Annotated in this window: 19 protein-coding genes, 1 pseudogene and 1 riboswitch; of the genes and pseudogenes, 13 read left to right on the top strand and 7 right to left on the bottom strand. The window is 66.1% G+C overall.

Translation table 11 applies throughout. The features are described 5' to 3' along the window. From AC1DDG_RS03145 to AC1DDG_RS03135, 3 genes are all read left to right on the top strand, one after another. Positions 1 to 1,113 carry an NAD(P)/FAD-dependent oxidoreductase gene (locus AC1DDG_RS03145; RefSeq protein ID WP_476874913.1) on the top strand — a complete coding sequence of 371 codons (1,113 nt, stop codon included), beginning with the start codon at positions 1 to 3 and terminating at the stop codon, positions 1,111 to 1,113. An 11-nt stretch (positions 1,114 to 1,124) separates the two neighbouring features. Beyond that, a complete protein-coding gene (gene hutI, locus AC1DDG_RS03140; protein ID WP_476874912.1) occupies positions 1,125 to 2,342 on the top strand; it encodes an imidazolonepropionase in 1,218 nt (405 codons plus the stop codon). Positions 2,343 to 2,447: 105 nt separating this feature from the next. After that, positions 2,448 to 3,257 (top strand): DeoR/GlpR family DNA-binding transcription regulator, encoded by an 810-nt coding sequence (locus AC1DDG_RS03135; protein WP_230118990.1) that lies wholly within the window; start codon positions 2,448 to 2,450, stop codon positions 3,255 to 3,257. A 33-nt stretch (positions 3,258 to 3,290) separates the two neighbouring features. On the opposite strand, the gene AC1DDG_RS03130 is transcribed toward AC1DDG_RS03135, so the two are convergent. Continuing rightward, positions 3,291 to 3,971: a histidine phosphatase family protein gene (locus tag AC1DDG_RS03130; RefSeq protein ID WP_230118991.1), complete on the bottom strand. Its 681-nt coding sequence runs from the start codon at positions 3,969 to 3,971 to the stop codon at positions 3,291 to 3,293. A 105-nt stretch (positions 3,972 to 4,076) separates the two neighbouring features. Here AC1DDG_RS03130 and AC1DDG_RS03125 point away from each other — a divergent pair, with 105 nt between their 5' ends. After that, positions 4,077 to 4,856 carry a CPBP family intramembrane glutamic endopeptidase gene (locus AC1DDG_RS03125; protein ID WP_476874911.1) on the top strand — a complete coding sequence of 260 codons (780 nt, stop codon included), beginning with the start codon at positions 4,077 to 4,079 and terminating at the stop codon, positions 4,854 to 4,856. 98 nt (positions 4,857 to 4,954) lie between these two features. Here the strand turns inward: AC1DDG_RS03125 and AC1DDG_RS03120 are convergent, their stop codons facing one another. Beyond that, positions 4,955 to 5,593 (bottom strand): VOC family protein, encoded by a 639-nt coding sequence (locus tag AC1DDG_RS03120; RefSeq protein WP_230118993.1) that lies wholly within the window; start codon positions 5,591 to 5,593, stop codon positions 4,955 to 4,957. Positions 5,594 to 5,780: 187 nt separating this feature from the next. After that, a riboswitch (SAM riboswitch) is annotated at positions 5,781 to 5,896 on the top strand. A gap of 12 nt (positions 5,897 to 5,908) precedes the next feature. Here AC1DDG_RS03120 and metX point away from each other — a divergent pair. The 3 genes from metX (at position 5,909) to AC1DDG_RS03105 (ending at position 9,940) form a co-directional block, all read left to right on the top strand. Then, positions 5,909 to 7,090: a homoserine O-acetyltransferase MetX gene (gene metX, locus AC1DDG_RS03115; protein WP_476874910.1), complete on the top strand. Its 1,182-nt coding sequence runs from the start codon at positions 5,909 to 5,911 to the stop codon at positions 7,088 to 7,090. A gap of 238 nt (positions 7,091 to 7,328) precedes the next feature. After that, positions 7,329 to 8,711, top strand: coding sequence for an MFS transporter (locus AC1DDG_RS03110; protein WP_476874909.1), 1,383 nt, complete (start codon positions 7,329 to 7,331; stop codon positions 8,709 to 8,711). A 95-nt stretch (positions 8,712 to 8,806) separates the two neighbouring features. Further along, the gene (locus AC1DDG_RS03105; RefSeq protein ID WP_476874908.1) at positions 8,807 to 9,940 is read left to right on the top strand and encodes a zinc-dependent alcohol dehydrogenase family protein; all 1,134 of its coding nucleotides are present in this window, start codon (positions 8,807 to 8,809) and stop codon (positions 9,938 to 9,940) included. A gap of 6 nt (positions 9,941 to 9,946) precedes the next feature. On the opposite strand, the gene AC1DDG_RS03100 is transcribed toward AC1DDG_RS03105, so the two are convergent. Further along, the gene (locus tag AC1DDG_RS03100; RefSeq protein WP_476874907.1) at positions 9,947 to 10,846 is read right to left on the bottom strand and encodes a LysR family transcriptional regulator; all 900 of its coding nucleotides are present in this window, start codon (positions 10,844 to 10,846) and stop codon (positions 9,947 to 9,949) included. 137 nt (positions 10,847 to 10,983) lie between these two features. Between AC1DDG_RS03100 and mmsB the strand changes: the two genes are divergently transcribed. From mmsB to AC1DDG_RS03085, 3 genes and pseudogenes are all read left to right on the top strand, one after another. After that, positions 10,984 to 11,886: a 3-hydroxyisobutyrate dehydrogenase gene (gene mmsB, locus AC1DDG_RS03095; protein WP_476874906.1), complete on the top strand. Its 903-nt coding sequence runs from the start codon at positions 10,984 to 10,986 to the stop codon at positions 11,884 to 11,886. Between the two features lie 96 nt (positions 11,887 to 11,982). After that, positions 11,983 to 13,467, top strand: a complete 1,485-nt coding sequence (locus tag AC1DDG_RS03090) for a CoA-acylating methylmalonate-semialdehyde dehydrogenase (protein ID WP_476874905.1) — start codon at positions 11,983 to 11,985, stop codon at positions 13,465 to 13,467. 187 nt (positions 13,468 to 13,654) lie between these two features. After that, positions 13,655 to 15,158 (top strand): annotated as a pseudogene (locus AC1DDG_RS03085) (HNH endonuclease). A 138-nt stretch (positions 15,159 to 15,296) separates the two neighbouring features. Here AC1DDG_RS03085 and AC1DDG_RS03080 read toward each other — a convergent pair. The 3 genes from AC1DDG_RS03080 to AC1DDG_RS03070 form a co-directional block, all read right to left on the bottom strand. Continuing rightward, entirely contained in the window at positions 15,297 to 15,878 is a 582-nt protein-coding gene (locus AC1DDG_RS03080; RefSeq protein ID WP_476875018.1) for a hypothetical protein, read from the bottom strand. 157 nt (positions 15,879 to 16,035) lie between these two features. Next, a complete protein-coding gene (locus AC1DDG_RS03075) occupies positions 16,036 to 17,271 on the bottom strand; it encodes a winged helix DNA-binding domain-containing protein (protein WP_476874904.1) in 1,236 nt (411 codons plus the stop codon). Between the two features lie 30 nt (positions 17,272 to 17,301). Continuing rightward, positions 17,302 to 18,153 (bottom strand): SGNH/GDSL hydrolase family protein, encoded by an 852-nt coding sequence (locus AC1DDG_RS03070; protein WP_230119044.1) that lies wholly within the window; start codon positions 18,151 to 18,153, stop codon positions 17,302 to 17,304. Positions 18,154 to 18,247: 94 nt separating this feature from the next. On the opposite strand from AC1DDG_RS03070, the gene AC1DDG_RS03065 reads away from it, so the two are divergent. After that, positions 18,248 to 18,898: an alpha/beta hydrolase gene (locus tag AC1DDG_RS03065; RefSeq protein WP_476874903.1), complete on the top strand. Its 651-nt coding sequence runs from the start codon at positions 18,248 to 18,250 to the stop codon at positions 18,896 to 18,898. A gap of 33 nt (positions 18,899 to 18,931) precedes the next feature. Here AC1DDG_RS03065 and AC1DDG_RS03060 read toward each other — a convergent pair whose 3' ends face one another. After that, complete coding sequence (locus tag AC1DDG_RS03060) at positions 18,932 to 19,165, bottom strand: RNA-binding S4 domain-containing protein (protein WP_230119004.1); 234 nt, start codon at positions 19,163 to 19,165, stop codon at positions 18,932 to 18,934. A 33-nt stretch (positions 19,166 to 19,198) separates the two neighbouring features. Here AC1DDG_RS03060 and AC1DDG_RS03055 point away from each other — a divergent pair, with 33 nt between their 5' ends. Both AC1DDG_RS03055 and AC1DDG_RS03050 read left to right on the top strand, forming a co-directional pair. Further along, on the top strand, positions 19,199 to 20,188 hold the full coding sequence (locus tag AC1DDG_RS03055) for a DMT family transporter (protein ID WP_476874902.1): 990 nt from the start codon (positions 19,199 to 19,201) through the stop codon (positions 20,186 to 20,188). 133 nt (positions 20,189 to 20,321) lie between these two features. Then, entirely contained in the window at positions 20,322 to 21,707 is a 1,386-nt protein-coding gene (locus tag AC1DDG_RS03050) for a glycine--tRNA ligase (RefSeq protein WP_230119006.1), read from the top strand. The last annotated feature ends 1 nt before the right edge of the window (position 21,708 follow it).

Here is a 21,708-nt window from a genome sequence, read left to right as displayed (position 1 = left end):
ATGGCAGCAACTTATGACGTGGTGATCGTTGGCGGCGGGATCGCAGGACTGTCCTTGGCATCCGCCCTGGCCGGCAAATGCAGCGTGGCACTGGTCGAAGCCGAGCAGCAGCTGGCGTACCACACCTCCTCCCGCTCGGCCCGGCAGCTCATCCCCAGCTACGGCCCGCCCGTGGTCCAGGAGCTGACGGTCCGCACCCTGGAGCTGATCGCGGCCAGGGATGCCTCGCTGCCTGAACCTGTGCTGTCCCCGCGGAGCTTCATGCTGGTCGGCGACGAGGAAACCGTCAGGACCGAAGCCAGCGGCCACATGCGGATGGTCAGCCACGCGGAAGCGCTGGCGCTGTGTCCTGTCCTGGAACCAGGGTCATTCTCCGCTGCAGGCCTGGACACGGGATCGTTCGGCTGCAACGCGCCGGTCCTGCTTGACGACCACCGGGCACGCGCCGAAGCTGCGGGCGTGGACATCATCACCGGCGCCCGGCTGCATTCGGCGCAGCGGCTTGGCAGCGGCTGGGAGATCGGCGCCGGCCAGGAGGCCTTCCAGGCCGGCGTCGTGGTCAACGCGGCCGGGGCATGGGCGGACGAGGTGGCCGTCGTCAGCGGCGTGGAAAAGCTCGGACTCCAGCCGTACCGGCGCACGGCGGCGATTGTCGGCGTCGAGCATTCCCTGCCTGTTGGAAGCCCCATGGTGGCGGCAGCGGACGACTCCTTCTACTTTCGGCGGGAGGGCAACGATGTTCTTGTCTCGCCGTCGGAACACGTCGCCAGCGGGCCGGAGGATGCCCGGCCGTTCCCCGGCGATGTCGAGCGGCTCATAGCCCGCCTCAACACCTTGACCACGCTGGGGATCAGCGCCGTCCGCACTGCATGGACCGGCCTGCGCACCGAAGCGGCCGATGGCGTCCCCGTCGTGGGCTTCGACGCCGAGGCCACCGGATTCTATTGGCTGGCTGGCCAGGGCGGGTACGGCTTCCAGACTTCGTCTGCGATTGCCGAGCTCGCAGCGGCACAAATACTCACCGGACCCCAAAATGGCGCCGGACAGGCCACCGGTCCGGAATCCCGGACAGCGGAGGCGCTGGCCGCGACGCGTTGGTCCATCCGGCGCTGAAGAATGGGTTCATGACTACCCTCATTACCAACCTCGGCGAGCTGATGACCCAGGACCAGGAACACCGCGTCCTCCAAAATGCCGCCGTGGTGATCGAGGGCGAGCGGATCGCCTGGCTGGGGGCGGCGGCGGACGCACCGGCGGCGGACGAGTCGGTGGACGCGGGCGGCAGGGCCCTTCTGCCTGGCTGGGTGGACTCGCACACGCACCTCATTTTCGCCGGTGACCGGACGGCGGAGTTCGCAGCCCGGATGGCCGGAGAGAGCTACAGCGCAGGCGGCATCGCCGTCACTACCGGAGCAACGCGCAGCACCGGGGACTACGACCTCACCCGGCTCGCGATGGGCCGCGTGGCGGAAGCGGTGTCGCAGGGCACCACATATGTGGAGACCAAGACTGGGTACGGCCTGGACGTTGAGCAGGAGGCGCGCAGCGCGCGGATCGCGTCGACAGTGGCCGATGAAGTCACGTACCTTGGTGCGCACCTGGTGCCTGCGGACATGGACGCCGACGAGTACACCGACCTCGTGTGCGGCCCGATGCTGGATGCGGTCCGCCCGTACGTGACGTGGGCCGACGTGTTTTGCGAACGGGGCGCCTTTACCGAGGAGCAGTCGCGCCGTGTGCTTCAGGCCTGCCGCCACGCCGGACTCGGGCTGCGCGTCCACGGCAACCAGCTGGGTCCGGGCGCGGGTGTCCAGCTCGCAGTGGAGTTCGGTGCGGCCAGCGTGGACCATGTGAACTATCTGTCCGATGAGGACGTGGAGGCGCTGGCCGCCAGCTGGTCCGGCTGGAGTGCGGGGACAGGTGCCGGTTCGGATAATCGCGGCACCGTGGCCACCTGCCTGCCGGCGTGCGACCTTTCCACCCGGCAGCCCCTGGCGCCCGCCCGCCGGCTCCTGGATGCCGGCGTGCCAGTGGCCCTGGCCTCCAACTGCAATCCCGGGACGTCGTACACGAGCTCCATGGCATACTGTGTCACCACTGCAGTGCTGCAGATGCGGCTGACCGTCCACGAAGCGGTCCGCGCGGCGACGTACGGCGGGGCCCTTGCGCTGGGGCGCGGGTCCGGGACCGACGTCGACGGCGAACGCGCGGTGGGCTCAATCGCCGTCGGGCACCGGGCTGACTTGCACCTGCTCAACGCACCGTCGGCCACGCACCTGGCCTACCGCCCGGGCATGCCGCTGACGCACGCGGTCTGGCGCGCCGGAGTGCGCGAGAGGTAACCCTGATCCCTGGGGATAATGACGGGAACTGATCGTTTAGGGTCTGTTACAATCAACAAACGTCACTTTCTGGTGACGGTTTGATCCCCGAGAGGCTAGCTACGCATGACCCGCACCGACCGACTGACGGCAATCCTTGATCTCCTTGCCGAAACCGGGCAGGTGGAGGTGGAGGAAATCGTCACCCAGCTCGGCGTTTCGCCGGCAACGGCCCGGCGGGATCTGGACAGCCTGGCCAACCGGCGTCTGCTGACCCGGACCCGGGGCGGAGCCACGACAGGTGCCCTGGCCTACGACCTGCCCGGCCGGTACAACCGGGACGACCACGCGGCCGCCAAGCAGCAGATTGCCCTCGCCGCGTCCGCGCTTATCGCGCCCGGCATGGTCATTGGCCTCTGCGGCGGAACCACCAGTACCGCCCTCGCGCAGATCCTGGCAACCCGCGAGGACCTCAATTCCCCGTCCAACCAGCCCACGCTGACGGTGGTCACCAACGCCATCAACATCGCCGCCCAGCTGGCGGTGCGGCCCAACATCAAGGTTATGGTGACCGGCGGCATCCTGAACCCGCGGTCCTATGAGCTTGTGGGCCCCTACACGGACATCATCATGCAGAAGGTGGTGCTGGATATCGCGTTCATCGGCGTCAACGGCATTGATCCCGAAGTGGGACCCACCAATACCGGAGAAGGCGAAGCCTCCGTCAACGCTCTGCTCGCCAGCAGGGCCAGCATTTCCTATGTCCTTGCGGACTCGTCCAAGGTGGGCCGTCGGGCTTTCGCCACTATGGACGGGTACGCGTTCACGCGGCTGATTACCGATTCGGGTATCTCGGCCCAGGACAAAGCCGCCTTTGAAGCCATCGGCACGGACGTCATTGTGGCGCCGGAAACGCCCCGCACACGCAAGTCCTAAGGACGCTCCGGCCCAGGGAGAACCGCGCAGGCCCTAGAAGAACACGGGAGGTGCGTCGAGCACTGTCTCGTCCACGCGGCGCTGCACCCATTGCGTGAACGGCTGGTCGAGTTCGTACTTGCCGTCCTCGGTGCGCATCAGCATGCGGATCTCAGCGTTGTCCGGGTTGTTCAGCGACTCGAAGTATTCTACGGACCAGTGGAACCAGCGCATGCAGAACAGGCGCATGGTGAGGCCGTGCGTGACAAGGAGGGTATTGGCGGAGTAGTCCGGCTTGGCCCAGTGGCGGTAAAGAGTCTCCATGAATGACGAAATGCGGTCGTAGACGTCCGACCCGGACTCGCCCTCCCGGAAGCGGTAGAAGAAATGCCCGTAGGCGTTGCGCAGTTCTTTCTGGTCCTCGATTTCGCCGGCTATTTGGAAATTCGCCCAGTCCTGCTCACGGAGCCGCGGCTCCTCGACGACCCGTTCCGTGAGGGAGCCAAGGTTGAGCGCTTCGAGTGTCTGGTAGGCGCGCAGGTAGGGCGAGACGTAGACGGACACCTCTTGGCCGTCCAGCTCGCGCCGGATGCGCTCACCGGCAGCCTTGGCCTGCTCAATACCCAGGGGAGTCAGCGGAATCCGGTAGTCGGGCACCCTGTTGTAAATGGAGGTGTCGGCATTGGCGGCGGACTGGCCGTGCCGGATCATGATGATTTTCCCGGGCGCACTCATACTTCCCCAGCATAGGGGCCGCCGCGGAGGAGACAGGTTCCTGAAGTACTACAGTGTCCGGAAGCCAAACAGGAAAGTACCAGCAACTGCAGGCAAGATAGGAACATGTTGGTTCCTTCCCGCCGTCGCCTGCGGATCGAAGTCTGGATAGTCCTGGGACTGTCGTTGGGGCAGTCCGCCGTGTACTCCGTGGTGCAACTCCTGGACAAGATGACCCGGGCGCCGCTGGCGCAGGGCACATCCACGCTGAACCGCTCGCAAAGTACACGGGAATATTTCGATCTGACGTACCAACTCCTGGACATCATCTTCGCGCTGGTGCCCCTCTTGCTGGTGATCTACTTCCTGACGGAGCACCGCCAGACGAAGGCAGGAACGGGCTACGTGGGTGGCTCTGCATTCCAGAAGCTGGGTTTCAATTTCGCCCGCCCCGGAAGGGACCTGCTGCAGGGCGTGGGGCTGGCCGCTTTGATCGGCATACCATCACTGGGCCTCTATGCGGCGGGGCGGGCGCTGGGCATCACGACGGCGATCATCCCCAGTGCCCTGAACGCGTACTGGTGGACGGTTCCCGTGCTGATTCTCTCCGCGGCGCGGCACGCGGTCGTCGAGGAAGTCATCGTGGTGGGCTACCTCCTGGACCGGTTCGGGAAGTTCGGCTGGTCCATGCCGCTGTCAATCTTTGCCAGTTCCATGCTCCGCGGCAGCTACCACCTGTATCAAGGGTTCGGGCCCTTCATTGGCAACGCCATCATGGGCGTGGTGTTCGCCTGGGTCTACACCAAAACCCGACGGGTGATGCCCCTGGTCATAGCCCATGCACTGCTGGACATTGTGGCGTTCGTCGGCTTCAGCCTGTTCGGAAAGGCCGTCGGGCTGGGCTAGGCATTGGGTAATCAGGCGTTAAAGTAATTCGGCCGCCATCGGTGGGTGACGTCGTTGGCACCCGCTGATGGCGGCCGAAGCTTGTTGGCAGCGCTGCGTCAGATTGTGACGGCGCCCGCTGCAGTTTCAAACGTGACGGACAGGATGCCCGGGGTTCCGTGCGGAGCCACCCAGTTCACGGCGACGTCCTCGAGGGGCCGCTCTACAGGTTCGCCGAGCCATTCGGTAACGCGCTCGGCGGAGCCTGCGATGGTGAGACTGGACATCTTGACGTTGCTGTCATAGGCGTTGGACGGGTGAAGCCCCGGATCGCCTTCCCACTTGAGCATGTACGGAACCTGCGGGTCTGCAATGAGGCCCAGGATTCCGATCTGCTTCCACACGAGTTCACGGCCGTCCGGGAACTTGCGGTTGCCGTTGACGGCGGAACGTCCCAGACGGTCCTCAAACGGGGCGAGGTCGTCCACTTCGACGCACCATCCCATCCAGCCGCCACCGGCAGCGGACCGTGCGCGCACGGCCTGCCCGAACGGAGCTTTATCCGACGCCGGGTGGTCCAAGACCTCCACGACCTCAAGGTACTTGTGCCCGGCGAGCGGGATAATCATGTTTCGGGTTCCGAAACGGGGGTGCACTCCACCCTTCACGGCTTCGACGCCGAGGGCGGACGAAATACGTTCGGTGGTGGCAGCCAGGCCATCGTGTTCACAGGCGTAAGAGACGTGATCCATGCGCATGCCCTCATCTTGGCATCTTGTGACGCGGCTCTCAGCTAAGGGCAGCCTAACCCTCATGGGACGTCCGGGCTGTGCGGAAGTTTCGTCGCAAGCTTTGAACGGCTTTGGCTCCCGATGGTGTTGCCGGGAGTCACACAGCCGTCACAATCTTCGCGTGGGCGGCGCCCTCTTTCGTAAACTTGCCCTAGGTCATGAGTGCCAGCAACAGCCCCGGCTTGCTGGCCGGCAACCCTCCTTCCGCGGTGGGGTGCCCCGGGTGAAGACCTGGCCCGCCGGTCAGCTGGCGGCGGGCAAGCGCGTAGAAGAGGTTTACCTATGACGATTTCCGTCACCCGCACAGAAGTTCCGAATGTCGAAGTTACGGATGGCGCTGCGGTTCCCGTTGGCACCGCGGTTACGGACGGCACGGCAGTTAAGGATGGGACAGTCCAGTACGTCAGCATCGGCAACCTTGAGCTTGAGGCCGGCGGATTCCTGCCCGACGTTACCCTCGCCTATGAAACCTGGGGGACGCTCAACGAGGACTGCTCGAACGCCATTCTCGTGGAGCACGCCCTGACGGGCAGCACGCACGTTACCCGCGGCACGGATGACGAAGAAGGCTGGTGGGAGCAGCTGGCCGGTCCCGGCGCCCCGGCGGATACGGACAGGTTTTTCGTCGTCTCCATCAACATCGTCGGCGGCTGCTACGGATCCACGGGGCCGTCGTCGGCTGCTCCGGACGGCAGGCCGTGGGGTTCACGCTTCCCGCTGGTCACGCTCCGCGACACCACCGCGGCCGAAGCGCGGCTTGCGGACCAGCTGGGCATCAGCAGCTGGTACGCCGTCCTTGGCGGCTCCATGGGCGGAGCCCGGGCGCTGGAGTGGGCCGTCACCTACCCGGAGCGGGTGCGGCGCTGCGGCGTTATTTCCATCGGCGCCAGCAGCACGGCCGAACAGATCGCCTTCGCGCAGGCACAGACGCTGGCGATTCGGCAGGATCCTCACTTCAACGGCGGCGACTACTACGCCGGCCCGGTGCCCGAGGCCGGACTGGCGCTGGCACGGCGGATTGCGCACATCACCTACCGGTCCGCGCAGGAGCTGGATTTCCGGTTTGGCCGGAACGCCCAGGCCAGCGAGGCGCCGTTGCAGGCGGATGCCCTTGCTGCCCGCGGCCGGTACCAGGTGGAAAGCTACCTGGACCACCAGGGGAGCAAGCTCGTGGGGCGCTTCGACGCCAACAGTTACATTGCAATCACCGAAGCGCTGATGAGCCACGACATCTGCCGCGGGCGCGGATCGCTGAAGGAGACTCTGGCGCGGACCACCGCCGACTTCTTTATTGCGGCCGTAAGCACAGACCGGCTTTACTTCCCCTCGCAGTCCCGGGAGCTAGCAGACGCACTGCCGGGGGACGTGGACGTCCATGTGATCGAGGCGCCGATCGGCCATGATGGCTTCCTCACCGAGATTGGGCAGCTGGACGCGCAGCTCCGGGGAGTCTTTTTCGCCTGAATCTTGCTTGAATCTTCGCCTGAGCCGACGCTGAGCGGACGCTGCACCCAAGCTGGACACCCTGGCGCCAGCATCTCCCGAATGTGCATTTATGCAGATGCGTTCTGCACTTTTTGTCGTTGAGCTTGCAGCAATGGCAGACCATACTCGTTGGAACCGGTGATTCGTGGTGCACATCACACACGTCCGCCAAAGTCAGGTCCCAGTGGCGTCGAGGGAGACGCCGAAGGAGTTCACAATGAGTACGGAAAACTCCGCCGCAAGGCGCGTAGAGGAACCCGATGTCAAGGCATCAGGCCTAAAGAAAGTCGTTACGGCCTCCATGGCCGGCACAGTAGTCGAGTGGTATGAGTTCTTCCTCTATGCCTCCGCAGCCACCCTGGTGTTCGGCAAGATGTTCTTCCCCAATTCGGGGACGGAGCTGGACGGGATCATCGCCGCATTCGTCACGTACGCGGTCGGCTTCGTTGCCCGGCCTATCGGCGGCATCGTCTTCGGCCACTTCGGGGACAAGTTCGGCCGGAAGCAGCTGCTCCAGCTGAGCATCATTCTCGTGGGCATTTCCACGTTTGCGATGGGCTGCCTGCCCAGCTTTGCGCAGATCGGCTACTGGGCACCGGCCCTGCTGGTGTTCCTGCGCTTCGTCCAGGGCTTCGCCGTCGGCGGCGAATGGGGCGGCGCAGTGCTCCTCGTGGCAGAGCACAGCCCGAACAAGTCGCGCGGGTTCTGGGCCAGCTGGCCGCAGTCCGCCGTTCCGATGGGCAACCTGCTGGCCACCGGCGTCCTCTTCACCCTGTCCTCCACGCTGTCGTCCGCGGACTTCCTCGGCTGGGGCTGGCGCGTTGCGTTCTGGCTCTCCGCGGTGATCGTCATCATCGGCTACTACATCCGCACCAAGGTCCAGGACGCACCCATCTTCCTGGAGGCCCGCAAGGAAGTCACGGTCGAGAAGAAGGGCTACGGCGTAGCCGAAGTGTTCAAGCGCTACCCGCGCGGCGTCTTCACCGCCATGGGCCTGCGGTTCGCGGAGAACATCCTCTACTACCTCGTCGTTACGTTCTCCATCACCTACCTGAAGGTCGTGGTCCAGACCGACACTGCCCGGATCCTGCTCCTGCTGCTCGTGGCCCACTTCATCCACTTCTGCGCCGTGCCGCTCGTGGGCAAGCTCTCCGACTCATTCGGCCGTCGCCCGGTTTACATGGCCGGAGCGATTCTCGGCGGAACCTGGGGCTTCTTCGCCTTCCCCATGATGGACACCGGCAATGACATGACCATCCTCGCGGCGATCACGATCGGCTTGCTGTTCCACGCCCTGATGTACGCAGGGCAGCCGGCGATCATGGCCGAGATGTTCCCAACCCGGATGCGCTACTCAGGCGTCTCCCTCGGCTACCAGGTGACGTCGATCGTCGCCGGTTCACTGGCGCCGATCATCGCCACGTCGCTGCTCGGCAGCTTCAAGTCCTCCACCCCTGTTGCCCTTTACCTCGCGGCAGCCTGTGTGGTGACCGCCGTCGCGGTGTTCTTCCTCAAGGAAACCCGCGGCGTCTCGCTCCGGGACGTCGACGCCGCCGACGCCCGCGGCACCGCCGACCTCCTGGCGGCTGCGAGGAAGTAAGCGCGGCCATAGCCAGAAGCAGCTGCCCGGACCCGCGACTGACGCAGGCCCGGGCAGCTGTGTGTCAGCCATCGATGCAGAAGACAGGAATCACCATGCGAGCAGCCATCCTTTATTCCACAGTTCCGAGTCCCACCGATTCCTCCGGAACCAGCTACGCGGAGGCGAAGCCGCTCGTGGTGCAGGAACTGGACCGACCGGAACCGCGCGCCGGAGAGCTCGGCGTTGCCATCACGTACTCCAGCCTTTGCCACTCAGACCTGTCGGTGGTGGACGGCTCCAGGGTGAGGCCGCTTCCCATGGCGCTCGGGCATGAGGCCGTGGGCCGCGTCGTGGCCATGGGAGCAGGCATTACGGACATTTCCGTGGGGGACCACGTGGTGCTGGTCTTCGTGCCGAGCTGTGGGGATTGCCGGGCCTGCCGCTCGGGGCGCCCCGCACTCTGCCACCGGGCCGCTGAAGCCAACGGTTCCGGCGACCTCCTGCACGGGGAAGCGCTGCTGCGGACGCCGTCGGGGGAGCGGATCAACCACCATCTCGGAGTCTCTGCCTTTGCGGACTACGCAGTGGTGGCCAGGGAATCCGTGGTGGCCATTGACGACGACGTCCCGGACACGGTGGCGGCCATGTTCGGCTGCGCCGCACTCACCGGCATGGGGGCAGTGCTCAACACTGCCGCCGTCACCGCCGGCCAGTCGGTTGCGGTTTTCGGACTGGGGGCCGTGGGGCTCTCCGCCGTCATGGCGGCGGCCCTCGCGGGCGCCTCGGCGGTGATCGCCATTGACCCCAACACGAGCAAACACCAGCTGGCACTGGAGTGTGGCGCAACGGCAGTGGGCACGCCGGATGATGCGCCGCGGCTGATCGCGGAGGCCACCGGCGACGGGGTGGACGTTGCGATCGAAGCCGTGGGTTCGGCCCGGGTGATTGCGTCCTGCCTGGAGCACGTGACGAGGGGCGGCGCCGTGGTCTCGGTAGGCCTCCCGCATCCGTCCGCGGAGCTGACAGTCCCGGCCCTTCAGTTCGCGGGCGCAGGCAAGCGGCTGCTGGGCTCCTACATGGGTGACGCCGTGCCCAGGCGCGATATTCCCCTCTATCTGGGCTACTGGCGCGAGGGCCGGCTGCCCGTTGAGCTGCTGCACACGGATACGAAGCCACTGGCCGAGATCAACGAGGGGCTCGACGCCCTGGCCGCCGGAAAAGTGGTGCGGCGGCTGTTCGAGGCCTGACGCCATTCAGCGAGCCAGCAACTCCTGGCGTTCCTGCACTTCCTCCCGGATCGCCGCAATGACGGCCTGCACCCGGCCGGACCGCAGCGATTCGGGGCGCGCCACCGCCCAGATGGGGAGCTGTCGCTGGAAGTCGTGGGGAAGCACCGGCACGAAGTCCGGCTTGCCCGCCACCATGAAATTCGGCAGCAGGCCGATTCCCGCACCAAGGCGCACCGCCTCCACCTGGGCAAAGATGCTGGTGGCCTGGAAGCTGGACTTCGGCATCGGCAACTGCGAGGAGCGGTGTCCCAGCTCTGCCACCTGGAGCGCAGATTCAACGTAGGACACGAAGCCGTGCTGCCCCACGCCGTCGAGCGTTTCAGGCAGGCCGTGCTCGGCGGCGTACGCAGGGCTGGCGTAAAGCCGCAGGAAATAGTTGGTCAGGAAAATTGTCTGAGCGTTGCTGACATCGGTCCGGCCCACCACGACTTCGAGGTCCACGCCGGACCGGTTCTGGCTGACCTTACGGGTGGCGCTCAGCATCTCCACATTCAGCAGCGGGTGCCGGTGCTGGAGCCGGACCAAGGCGGGCGTGACGAATTCGGCACCGAAGCCGTCCGACGTGCTGATCCGCACCAGCCCGGAGAGGGCATTTTCGTCGCGGCCGATGAGGCCGGACAGCGATCCCAGCGTCTCCTCAATGGCTTCGGCGGCGGCCACCGCCGACGCCCCAAGCTCCGTGAGTTCCCAGCCGTGAGGGCTGCGTTCCAGGGTGCGCCCGCCCAGCTGTTTGTCGAGGGCCAGGATCCTGCGGGAAATCGTGGTGTGCGTGGTGCCCAGCGTCTCGGCTACGGCGTTGAACCGGCCCAGGCGGGCCACGGTCAGCAGGATCAGCAGGTCGTCCGGACTCGGAAGCCGCCTCACGTGGTGTGCCTTTCACTCGTATGTGCATCAGTGCACATGCCCTCTGTACTTTTTCCCCTTGATTGCACTGTAACAGGGTGTGATGGTGGACACAGAACTTCCGGCTAGGCCGGACACGAAGCAAAGGAGCTTATGCCATGGCAGTAGTCGGTTGGATCGGTCTGGGGAACATGGGCGGTTCCATGTCAGCAAACCTGGCAAAGGCAGGGCACGACGTGCGGGGATTCGACCTGAATCCCGCCGCCGTCGCCGCCGCAGAAGCTGGCGGAGTAAAGCCGGTGAAGAGCATAGCGGACGCCGTGAATGGCGCCGACGTCGTTTTCACCATGCTGCCCAAGGGCGAGCACGCCAAGGCCGTTTACCTCGGCGAGGAGGGCGTCCTGGCGCTCGCCGACGCCCGGACGCTGCTGGTGGACTCCTCCACGATCGACATCGCCTCCGCCCAGGAACTGCACGACGCCGCTGCTGCCGCCGGCTTCCGCTTCGTTGACGCGCCCGTTTCAGGCGGCATGAGCGGGGCCAAGGCGGGAACCCTCACCTTCATGGTGGGCGGCGAAGCCGGCGCCGTGGCTGAGGCCACAGGGTACATCGAGCCCATGGCGTCCAACATCATCCCCACCGGAGGTGCCACCACCGGGCAGGCTGCCAAGATCTGCAACAACCTGATGCTCTTCATCAACCTTGCGTCCACGGCCGAGGGTGCCGTGCTGGCAGACCGGCTCGGCCTGGACAAGCAGGTGTTCTGGGACATAGCGTCAGTCTCCTCGGGGGACAGCTGGGCCCTGCGCACCTGGTATCCCGTTCCGGGCGTGGTCTCCACCGCCGCCTCAAACAACGATTTTGCGCCCACGTTCACGACTGAGCTGGCCAACAAGGACATCGGCCTGGCCATCAGCGCCGCCGAGGACACCGGAACGCCCCTCGAAATCGGCAAGCACGTCCAGCAGCTGTTCCAGCAGCTCATCGACGCCGGCGAGTCGGGCAAGGACTGCTCCATGATCATCAAGCTCGTAGACGGCTCGCTGGGGTCCGCCCAGTAGCAGCCGAGTTCAGGAAATCCCACCAGGCCCCCTTCGCCGGACCGGCAGGTACATTCGCCGTGCCCCGGATCGCCTTGCACTAAGAAAGAGACACCCATGGAAACCATTCCGCATTTCATCAACGGCAGCCGCGTCGGCGATGCCGATCGCTTCGGCCCTGTCTTCAACCCGGCAACGGGGGAGCAGGAGAAGGAGGTTGCCCTCGCCTCCGCCGCCCGGGTCGAGGAAGCCATCACGGCCGCCAAGGCCGCCCTTCCCGGATGGCGGGCCACCAGCCTGGCCAAGCGCACGAACATCTTCTTCCGGGTCCGCGAAATCCTGACGCAGCGAAAATCAGAACTGGCGGCCATCCTCACCAGCGAACACGGCAAGGTGCTTTCCGATGCCGAAGGCGAGATCTCCCGTGGCCTCGAGAACATCGAGTTCGCCACCGGACTGTCCCACATGCTCAAAGGCGAGCGTTCAGAGCAAGTCTCCAGCGGCGTCGACGTTCACTCCGTCCGCCAGCCTGTCGGCGTAGTGGCATGCATTACTCCCTTCAACTTTCCGGCGATGGTGCCGCTGTGGATGATCGGCAGCGCGCTGGCCTGCGGCAATACCGTGCTGCTGAAGCCCAGCGAGAAGGACCCGTCCTCGGCCGTGTTCATCGCTGAGGTCTTCGCCGAGGCCGGGCTGCCGGCGGGCGTGCTGAACGTGGTCCACGGTGACAAGGAAGCGGTGGACGTCCTGCTTGACCACCGGGATGTGAAGGCTGTCAGCTTCGTGGGGTCCACGCCTATCGCGCAGTCCATCTACAAGCGCGCGGCCGATCACGGCAAGCGCGTCCAGGCCCTCGGCGGAGCCAAGAACCACATGGTGGTCCTGCCCGACGCCGACCTCGACATGGCGGCCGACGCAGCGATCTCCGCGGCCTACGGATCCGCCGGTGAACGCTGCATGGCAGTCAGCGTGCTGGTGGCCGTCGGGAACATCGCCGACGACCTCGTGGCCGCAATCACCAGCCGCATGGCCACACTGAAGATCGGTCCCGGCACCGACCCGTCATCGCAGATGGGGCCGCTGATCACCGCGGAACACCGTGACAAGGTCGCCTCCTACGTGGCCGGCGCCGAAAACGAAGGTGCCACGGTCGTCGTCGACGGCCGCTCGCAGCAGTTCGATTCGAACGGCTTCTTCATCGGCGTCAGCCTCGTGGATCACGTGAAGCCCGGCATGAAGGTCTACGACGACGAAATCTTCGGCCCGGTCCTGTCGGTTGTGCGCGTTGATACCTACAACGACGCCGTCCGGCTGGTCAACGAGAACGAGTTCGGCAACGGCGTTGCCATCTTCACCCGCGATGGCGGCGCCGCGCGGCAGTTCGAGTTCGACGTCGAAGTCGGCATGGTGGGCGTCAACGTGCCGATCCCGGTACCCGTGGGCACCTTCTCCTTCGGCGGCTGGAAGAACTCCCTGTTCGGCGACACCCACATGTACGGGCCGGACAGCATCCGCTTCTACACGCGGGGCAAAGTGGTCACCACCCGGTGGCCGGACCCGTCCACGTCCGTCATCGACCTCGGATTCCCGCAGGTCGACTAAACGGCCAACGAAGCGTCAGGCCGCCAGGCCCCTGGTCCGCAGACAGCCCGTGCCCCGCGATTGGGTTGCGGCCGCTGGTCAATGTCCGAGCCACAACGCGCAGACGCGACGTTAAATGTCGGTGGTGCCTGGAAGACTCAGTTCATGGATGCAGAGTCTTTCTACGGTCTTGGATCGGGTGCCTAAAATGGCTTCCAGGGCCGCGGGTGCTGTGACGGTCACCGAGGTGGCTGGCTTGCTCGCTGCTGTCCGCCCGAGCGCCGACAGCGCTGGGCTGATCGACCAGCTGCGAGGACTGGAGGACCTGAAGTCCGCAGCGGCTGCGTTGCAGGCGCGCATGACTGTGGCCTTCGATCTGCAGCAGCGCCGCGCCCAGGCCCGGGCCGGTGTTCCGGCGGCGGAACTGGGCAAGGGCGTCGCCGCGCAGATTGCCCTGGCCCGGCGGCAGTCCCCGGCCCGCGGTGGGCGGCTCCTAGGCCTGGCGAAGGCCCTCGCCACCGAAATGCCGCACACCCTCGCGGCCCTTGAGGCCGGTCAGCTAAACGAGTGGCGCGCGACGCTGCTGGTGAAGGAAACGGCGTGCCTGTCCGCCGTGGATCGCTGTGCCGTCGACGAGGAACTGGCGGCCGACGCCGGGACGCTGAGCGGTGCCGGTGACCGGGCCATCATCGCCGCGGCGCGTGCCGTGGCCTACCGGCGGGATCCGCGTTCCGTCACGGAGCGGGCCAGCCACGCCGCCGCGGAACGGCACGTCAGCCTCCGCCCGGCCCCGGACGCCATGGCGCTCCTGACCGCCCTGCTCCCGGTCACCGCAGGGTCGCGGTCCATGCCGCCCTGACCCGGCACGCGGACTCCCTGCGCTCGGCCGGGGATCCCCGCTCCCGCGGACAGATCATGGCCGATGGCCTGGTCGAAAGGATCACCGGCACCCCCGGCGGGATCACCGGGATCGAGATCCAGCTCATCATGACTTACCGCACCCTCTTCCAGGGCGACTCCGAACCGGCCCGCCTCCCTGGCTACGGTGTGGTCCCGGCAGGCTGGGCCAGGAGTGCCGTCACGCCAGCACGCGCACGGGCAGGGCCGCGGCTTCCCACAACGATCCAGCCGTAGCTTCCGCTTTCGCAGAGCCGGCCCCGGGGAATGCCGCCGTCAACGTCTGGCTGCGCCGGCTCTACACCGCACCGGGCACCGGGGAGCTCGTCGCGTTGGACTCCCGGGCCAGGCTCTTCCCGGCCGGGCTACGCCGCTTCCTCCAGGCCCGGGATGAGACCTGCCGCACGCCCTACTGCGACGCCCCGATCCGCCACCACGACCACATCATCCCCTGGCACTCCGGCGGCACCACCACCGGCACGAATGGCGCCGGGCTCTGCGAAGCCTGCAACCACACCAAAGAAACCCCCGGCTGGACAGCGAAGCCCCGCTCCGGGCCCATTGGCACGGGCTGGCTTAGGCACACCCTCGAGATCCGGACCCCGACCGGCCACACTTATCACTCGACCGCACCCCCACTGCCCGGAACGCCGCAATCCGGCGTTACGTTGCCAGGTACTACGTTGATGGGCATTAGGTTGACGGGCACTGGGTTGACGGGCACCGGGTTCTCAAACCGCCGTCAACGCCGCGAACTCCTCCAGCGCGGCAAGACGCTCAAACTCGCCAGCCGCAATGGTGCATTGGCGGCGTAAAGCCGCTCCCAATCGTAAAGACGCCCCCACCATGGGGGCGTCCACGAATTACCTCATCACTCGTCGGCAACCCTCATGGCCGAAGGCGGCGGCGTCGCCGGATAATTTCGGATGAAGCCGGCCGCCAGTTGCCTGGGCCTAACCGTTCATGATGTCGTTGCGCCGGGTCATGTACTCCTCCATGGAGATTTCTCCGTTGCTGTACTGCTGATCGAGTTCGGCCAGTTTGCGCGCGCGGAAACCCTGCGGGGCCGACGGCGGCGGGGGCGTCGAGGGGGCAGCTCCATGCTGTGGCTGCGGGTGGTGCGGCCGGGGAGGGCTGGCATTGAATCCCGGGCTGTCCTCGTAGGGGACCTGTCCCTGATAACCCTGACCCTGGTACCCCGGGCCCATGGATCCAGGCTGACTCGGGCCAGCGTCGGGGTACTGGGAGTTCGGGTACTGCGGGCTCGGGTACGGCTGCCCCGGGTATGGCTGGTCCAGCGGAGGAAGCTGCTGCTGGCCTCCGCCCGGGGGAAGGCCAAAGCCGCCGCTGAGGTAGTCCTGCTGGGTGTAGCCGTCCCGCGGCTGGTTGCTCGGCCGGCCCTGGTAGGAACCCGGGAACTGGTCCGGATACTGTCCGGAGAAATTCTGGCCTTGGTTCCGCCTCTGGACGGACCTCCGGTACATGCGCATTCCCATGGGGATGAGGAACGACAAAACAATGATCCAGAAAAACATGTTGTTCACGGTGCTGGGCCTCTCATGAGTGTCAATCCAGCTTAGTCCCCGGATCAAGGAGTGAGCCGGACAAGGAGCGGAGGCCGCCGGGTCACGAGACGCTGCCAGGGTTCGAGACGCTACGCAGTGCTGTCCGTGCAAGCCCCGTGCCGTCCGCTCAGATGCGGGTCGTCGGCATTCCGAGGAACCCGCTATACCTTTCCACGGCCTGGGCCACCGCCGCCGCTGTTCCCTGGCCGTGCGTGGCCGCCTCCGATGCACCTCCGGCCGAAGCGCCGCTGGAAACGGCCATCCGGACGTCGAGTTCGCAACGCTGGTCGGGCGTAGCGGGCCGTACAAAGGTGTGCCGCCACGAGCCAGCCATCGCGCCGTCCAGCAGAACCACATGCATGGGAGTGTCATCCACCGGAAGGGCCGGGGCGACCCCGCCGAGGTATCCGCGGGAGGCCGAGTACCCCATGACGTATTCGTCATAGCACTGGATCAGGTCGATGCGGGGGGAGTCGATGCGCGGGGAATGGTTGACAACGCCGTTACCGGCGCCGGCATCGCCGCGGGGGAAATCTTCCGGGCCGCGATAAAATACGACGCCGTCAATCACCGCGGTCTCCAAAGCCGTCGGATCGTCCGCCAGGACAAGCGACAGCCCCTGCCGCACGTCCGCCATCGTCAGCCCGGACCAATCTGCGCAGTCCTTGACTGTGGCGGGTCCGCGGCTCCGGAAGTACCGCATTGCCAGGGCAGCGAGGGACTGTTCCCTTGGCGCCGTCGCCTGATTGGACGCCGCCGCTGTGACACGTTCGTCGAATGCTGCATACGTCTGCCGGAGCGCGCCACCGGCACTCCGCACGGGCGTGCCGCTCACGAGCACGCCGCTGATCTCGGCGTGCATGATGAGGTACGCCAGGACGAGTCCCTTCGCGGGGAATCCCGCGCGCTGCAGTTCCGCCCCCAGCTGCTCCCGTGTGCGGTGCCGGGCGCCTGCGACCGCCGCCGCAAGTACCTCGCCGCTTCTTCCGGCCGTGGCCGCATCAATCCCGGTCCGTCGGTACATGCCGCCGTTGGCCTGGTGCAGGCGCGGTGCGGACAGGGCCCGGAGCCAGGGCAGATCATCGCGGTGCACAAAGTGCCACGTGGGCCGGAGGATATGCGTCCGCAGGATCCGCCCGTCAGCGACGGCCCGCTCCACGTCGTCCGCCGTAGCGCCGGGCGTCCGCTGGGCAAGCGACCAGCGGGCATACGAAAACTCCTGCGCCTGAACGGCCAGCAGGTTTTTCAGGGCGTCCTCAGACGAGGCCGCCAACGGGGCGCGGAGCTGTTGGCTTTCCAGCCTGATCCGGACGACGTCGTCCCGGCTAAGTCCGGGGTCGCTTCGTGCGGTGCCCGTCGTCATGCCGCGTGACCGTACGCGGCGTCGCGGCGGCTACCGGCGCACAGCATCTTCGGACCCGAGCGGACCTTCGCCGGAGCCCAGCGGGACACCTGGGCCGAAGACGGGTCCCGGCGTCGGGCGTTTGGGGGTGATGCCGTCACCGGAGGAGCGGTGCCGCAACCGGCGGACCACCCACGGCACGAAGTACTCCCGCGCCCAGACCAGGTCCCCGGTGCGGGCTTCGCGCCAGCTGCGCGGCGGCAGCGGTTTGGGCGACAGGGGTTCCAGGCTGTGCTGTACGTTCAGCGCATCGAGCACCATGGCAGCAATCGTGTGGTGGCCCAGCGGGGAGAAGTGCAGGCGGTCCTCGTTCCACATCTGCGGATCCTTCAGCTGCCTGAGCGACCACATGTCGGCGATGATGGCATCATGCCGGGCGGCGATGGTCCGGAGATTCTCGTTGTAGATGGCCACCTTGCTGCGTACCCGGCCCAGCACCGAGGACCCGGTATCCGGGCCGTTGAAGAGGACCACCGTTGCACCGCTCATCCCCAGGATCTGCACCACTGGGTCGAGCTTTTCGGCCAGGGCGTCAGGGTCCCCGCCGGGGCGGATGAGATCGTTTCCTCCTCCTGAAAGGGTCACGAGGTCAGGTTTCAGGGCCACGCACGGGGCAAGCTGCTGGTCGATGATCTGCTGAAGCAGCCGGCCGCGCACGGCCAGGTTGGCGTAGGCGAAGTCGTCATGGCCGCGTCCCAGTTCCTCCGCCACGCGGTCGGCCCAGCCGCGGTAGCCGCCCGGGCTGCTCGGTTCGGGGTCGCCGATTCCCTCCGTAAACGAGTCGCCCATTGCGACGTATCGGCTCCATGGGTGGCGGCCTGACGGGCCTTGGGGACTCTGCATCGATTCCGTTCCGCTCACCTTCACATCCTGCCCTGTCCCTGGCTACCTGCGCCACCGTAGGTAGCCACCGACAGGTAACTGTAAGAATGGACCCATGACTTTAGCCGACTCATTTCCTGCCCCCGTCGTTTTGTGGTCCAAGCCGGAGGAAGCCCGGACCGGCAAGCCCCTGCTGGTCCTGCTGCACGGCTACGGAGCAAACGAACAGGATCTCCTCAGCCTGGCGGACATGCTCCCGGACGACTTCGCAGTGGCGTCCGTCCGCGCCCCCATTGCCATGGGCCCCGGCTTTTCCTGGTTCCCTTTGACCGGCTCGATCGAATACTCCGTCGATGCGGTCAAGGCTGCCTCCGGCTATATTCTTGACTGGATCGACGCCGTCAAGGCCAACCATCCGTCCGTCACGCTCCTCGGGTTCTCCATGGGAATGGCCATGGCCACCACCCTGCTTCGGCAGCGCCCCGCCGACTTTGCCGCCGTCGTCGGGCTCTCAGGTTTTGTTGTGGATGCGGGCGCCGACGGAGAGTTCCGGGACGCCGAGCTGGACGGCACTGTGCCCCTGTTCTGGGGCCGGGACCAGCAGGATCCCGTCATCACGCCGGACAAGATCGAGTACACGATGGGCTGGGTCCGCAGCCATGTGAAGCTGACCAAGGTCCTGTACACCGGAATGTGGCACGGGATCAACGCCCAGGAAATCGGCCACGTGTCAGAGTTCCTCACGCACGAGGTCCTGAGCAAGTAGCCGTTCGCGGCTAAAGTTCTGGCGTCCCCGGGATTATGCGCCGGCCGCGCTGATCCGGACGGTGCGGTTGTTGACCGTGACAGTGTCACCGTGATGGAGCTGCCGGCCGCGCCTGTCGTCGATTTCGCCGTTGACCTTGACCAGGCCGTTCTTGATCAGCTCAGTGGCCTCGACGCCGTCCTCCACGAGGTTCGCGAGTTTCAGGAGCTGACCGAGCCGGATCATGTCGTCGCGGATGGGGATGTCTTCGATTTCCTGGTTGCTCATACAAGCAATAATGCCCGAATTAAGGTGAACCCAATGACCCACGCACCGCGGCTGCCCCTTGCCGCAGGCCTTCCGATGGCCGTGGCCGCCGGCCTCGCCATCCCCGTCCAAGGGCGGATCAACGGTGCCCTCGGCGCCCGCCTCGGAGACGGAATCGCCGCCGCCGTGGTCAGTTTCAGCACCGGACTGGTGCTGATGATCCTCGTCTCGCTGGTCCTGCCCCGGGGGCGGGCCGGCCTTGCCCGGATCCTGCCCGCCGTGCGGGAGCGGCACTTCCCGCCGTACTACGTCCTCGCCGGCGGCATCGGCGCGTTCTTCGTCTTCGCCCAGTCCTTCACGATCGGGCTGCTCGGGGTCGCCCTGTTCACCGTGTCCACCGTCACGGGCCAGACGCTCAGCGGGCTGCTCGTGGACAGGCTCGGAATTGGTCCCGGCGGCAAGAAAGCGGTGACGGGCATCCGCGTGATCGGCTGCATCCTCACCATCGCTGCAGTGGCCTGGGCAGTGTCGCCCCGCTTCGGGGCAGGCGCCCCCTCCGGCGGAACCTCCGGCGGAGACCCCGCCCAGCTCATCCTGCCGGTGATTCTTCCCGTCCTGGCCGGGTTCCTCATGAGCTTCCAACAGGCGATGAACGGCACCGCCACCATGCACTACGGCACCCCGATCGCCGCCACCCTGGTGAATTTCGTGGCCGGCACCACCGTGTTGTGGGTCGCCTGGCTGATCAAAGTGGCCGTCGCCGGTGCTGGCAACCCGCTGCCGGCCGAGTGGTGGTACTACCTCGGCGGCCCGATGGGCTGCGTGTTCATCGGCATCGGAGCCCTTCTGGTGCGCAGCCTCGGTGTGCTGGTGACAGGGCTCGGCATGATCGCGGGCCAACTCCTGGGCTCGTTGGGGCTGGATCTCCTGGTTCCGTCGCCCGGCACAGTGGTGGAGGTTCCCACGGTGCTCGGCACCCTGCTGACCCTCGGAGCCATCGTCGTCGCCACGCTTCCGTGGCCGCGGGGAGCGTTCCGGAGGTAGCGCCCGGTAGGCTAGGACACGCAGCTTCCTGCACCGTTTTCCCCTTCGCATACCCCCGCCCGGCAACCAGCCGGAGTTCCGGGGCAAGACACCGCGGACCGCACCCAGCGGCCCTGTAGAAATTGGAGTTCCCATGGCAGCAAAATCCGTCCTCGACCAGGTCATTTCCCTTTCCAAGCGGAGAGGCTTCGTTTTCCAGGCCGGCGAGATCTACGGAGGCTCCCGTTCCGCCTGGGACTACGGCCCCCTCGGTGCAGAGCTGAAGGAGAACATCAAACGCCAGTGGTGGCAGTCCGTGGTACGCGGCCGCGAAGACGTTGTCGGCCTTGACTCCTCGGTGATCCTGCCCCGCCAAGTATGGGAAGCTTCCGGCCACGTCGATGTCTTTTCCGACCCGCTGGTGGAATGCCTTTCGTGCCACAAGCGCTACCGCGCGGACCACCTCGAGGAAGAATACGAGGAAAAGAAGGGCCGCCCAGCCGAAAACGGCCTCAAGGACATCGCCTGTGCCAACTGCGGCACCCGCGGCGAATGGACCGAACCGCAGGAATTTTCCGGCCTCCTGAAGACCTTCCTGGGCCCCGTTGCCAGTGAGGAGGGCCTGCATTACCTGCGCCCGGAGACCGCCCAGGGCATCTTCGTGAACTTCAACAACGTGCTCACCACGTCCCGGAAGAAGCCGCCGTTCGGCATCGGCCAGATCGGCAAGTCCTTCCGCAACGAGATCACGCCAGGAAACTTCATCTTCCGCACCCGCGAGTTCGAACAGATGGAAATGGAATTCTTCGTCGAGCCCGGGACCGACGAGGAATGGCACGAGTACTGGATGAAGGAACGCATGGCCTGGTACACCGGCCTGGGCATCCGCGAAGAGAACCTCCGCTTCTTCGTGCACCCGCAGGACAAGCTCAGCCACTACTCCAAGGGCACCACGGACATCGAATACCGCTTCGGCTTCCAGGGCTCCGAATGGGGGGAGCTCGAGGGCATCGCCAACCGCACGGACTTCGACCTGTCCACCCATGCCAAGGCCTCCGGCACCGACCTGAGCTACTTTAACCAGGCCACGAACGAGCGCTACACCCCATACGTCATCGAGCCGGCCGCCGGCCTGACCCGTTCCTTTATGGCCTTCCTGGTGGACGCCTACACGGAGGACGAGGCCCCCAACGCCAAGGGCGGCGTGGATGTGCGCACCGTGCTGAAGCTTGACCCGCGCCTGGCACCGGTCAAGGCCGCCGTCCTTCCGCTGAGCCGCAACGAAGACCTGTCCCCGAAAGCCAAGGACCTCGGCACCCAACTCCGCAAGAACTGGAACATCGACTTCGACGATGCCGGTGCGATCGGCCGCCGCTACCGCCGCCAGGACGAGATCGGAACCCCGTTCTGCATCACCGTGGACTTCGACACGCTGGATGACCAGGCTGTCACCATCCGTGAGCGCGACACCATGAGCCAGGAGCGCGTCTCCCTGGACAAGGTGGAGGGCTACCTGGCCGCACGGCTGATCGGCGCTTAAC

Source organism: Arthrobacter sp. 10L430, assembly GCF_056395245.1.
Note: the sequence above shows the minus strand (reverse complement) of the source record. Positions and strands in the feature narration are given on the sequence as shown.

What these genes read in the sequence shown, in the direction of transcription:
- AC1DDG_RS03145 (WP_476874913.1), top strand. Translation starts at nt 1, where the DNA reads ATGGCAGCAACTTATGACGTGGTGATCGTTGGCGGCGGGATCGCAGGA.
- hutI (WP_476874912.1), top strand. Translation starts at nt 1,125, where the DNA reads ATGACTACCCTCATTACCAACCTCGGCGAGCTGATGACCCAGGACCAG.
- AC1DDG_RS03135 (WP_230118990.1), top strand. Translation starts at nt 2,448, where the DNA reads ATGACCCGCACCGACCGACTGACGGCAATCCTTGATCTCCTTGCCGAA.
- AC1DDG_RS03130 (WP_230118991.1), bottom strand. Translation starts at nt 3,971, where the DNA reads ATGAGTGCGCCCGGGAAAATCATCATGATCCGGCACGGCCAGTCCGCC.
- AC1DDG_RS03125 (WP_476874911.1), top strand. Translation starts at nt 4,077, where the DNA reads ATGTTGGTTCCTTCCCGCCGTCGCCTGCGGATCGAAGTCTGGATAGTC.
- AC1DDG_RS03120 (WP_230118993.1), bottom strand. Translation starts at nt 5,593, where the DNA reads ATGCGCATGGATCACGTCTCTTACGCCTGTGAACACGATGGCCTGGCT.
- metX (WP_476874910.1), top strand. Translation starts at nt 5,909, where the DNA reads ATGACGATTTCCGTCACCCGCACAGAAGTTCCGAATGTCGAAGTTACG.
- AC1DDG_RS03110 (WP_476874909.1), top strand. Translation starts at nt 7,329, where the DNA reads ATGAGTACGGAAAACTCCGCCGCAAGGCGCGTAGAGGAACCCGATGTC.
- AC1DDG_RS03105 (WP_476874908.1), top strand. Translation starts at nt 8,807, where the DNA reads ATGCGAGCAGCCATCCTTTATTCCACAGTTCCGAGTCCCACCGATTCC.
- mmsB (WP_476874906.1), top strand. Translation starts at nt 10,984, where the DNA reads ATGGCAGTAGTCGGTTGGATCGGTCTGGGGAACATGGGCGGTTCCATG.
- AC1DDG_RS03090 (WP_476874905.1), top strand. Translation starts at nt 11,983, where the DNA reads ATGGAAACCATTCCGCATTTCATCAACGGCAGCCGCGTCGGCGATGCC.
- AC1DDG_RS03080 (WP_476875018.1), bottom strand. Translation starts at nt 15,878, where the DNA reads ATGTTTTTCTGGATCATTGTTTTGTCGTTCCTCATCCCCATGGGAATG.
- AC1DDG_RS03075 (WP_476874904.1), bottom strand. Translation starts at nt 17,271, where the DNA reads ATGACGACGGGCACCGCACGAAGCGACCCCGGACTTAGCCGGGACGAC.
- AC1DDG_RS03070 (WP_230119044.1), bottom strand. Translation starts at nt 18,153, where the DNA reads ATGCAGAGTCCCCAAGGCCCGTCAGGCCGCCACCCATGGAGCCGATAC.
- AC1DDG_RS03065 (WP_476874903.1), top strand. Translation starts at nt 18,248, where the DNA reads ATGACTTTAGCCGACTCATTTCCTGCCCCCGTCGTTTTGTGGTCCAAG.
- AC1DDG_RS03060 (WP_230119004.1), bottom strand. Translation starts at nt 19,165, where the DNA reads ATGAGCAACCAGGAAATCGAAGACATCCCCATCCGCGACGACATGATC.
- AC1DDG_RS03055 (WP_476874902.1), top strand. Translation starts at nt 19,199, where the DNA reads ATGACCCACGCACCGCGGCTGCCCCTTGCCGCAGGCCTTCCGATGGCC.
- AC1DDG_RS03050 (WP_230119006.1), top strand. Translation starts at nt 20,322, where the DNA reads ATGGCAGCAAAATCCGTCCTCGACCAGGTCATTTCCCTTTCCAAGCGG.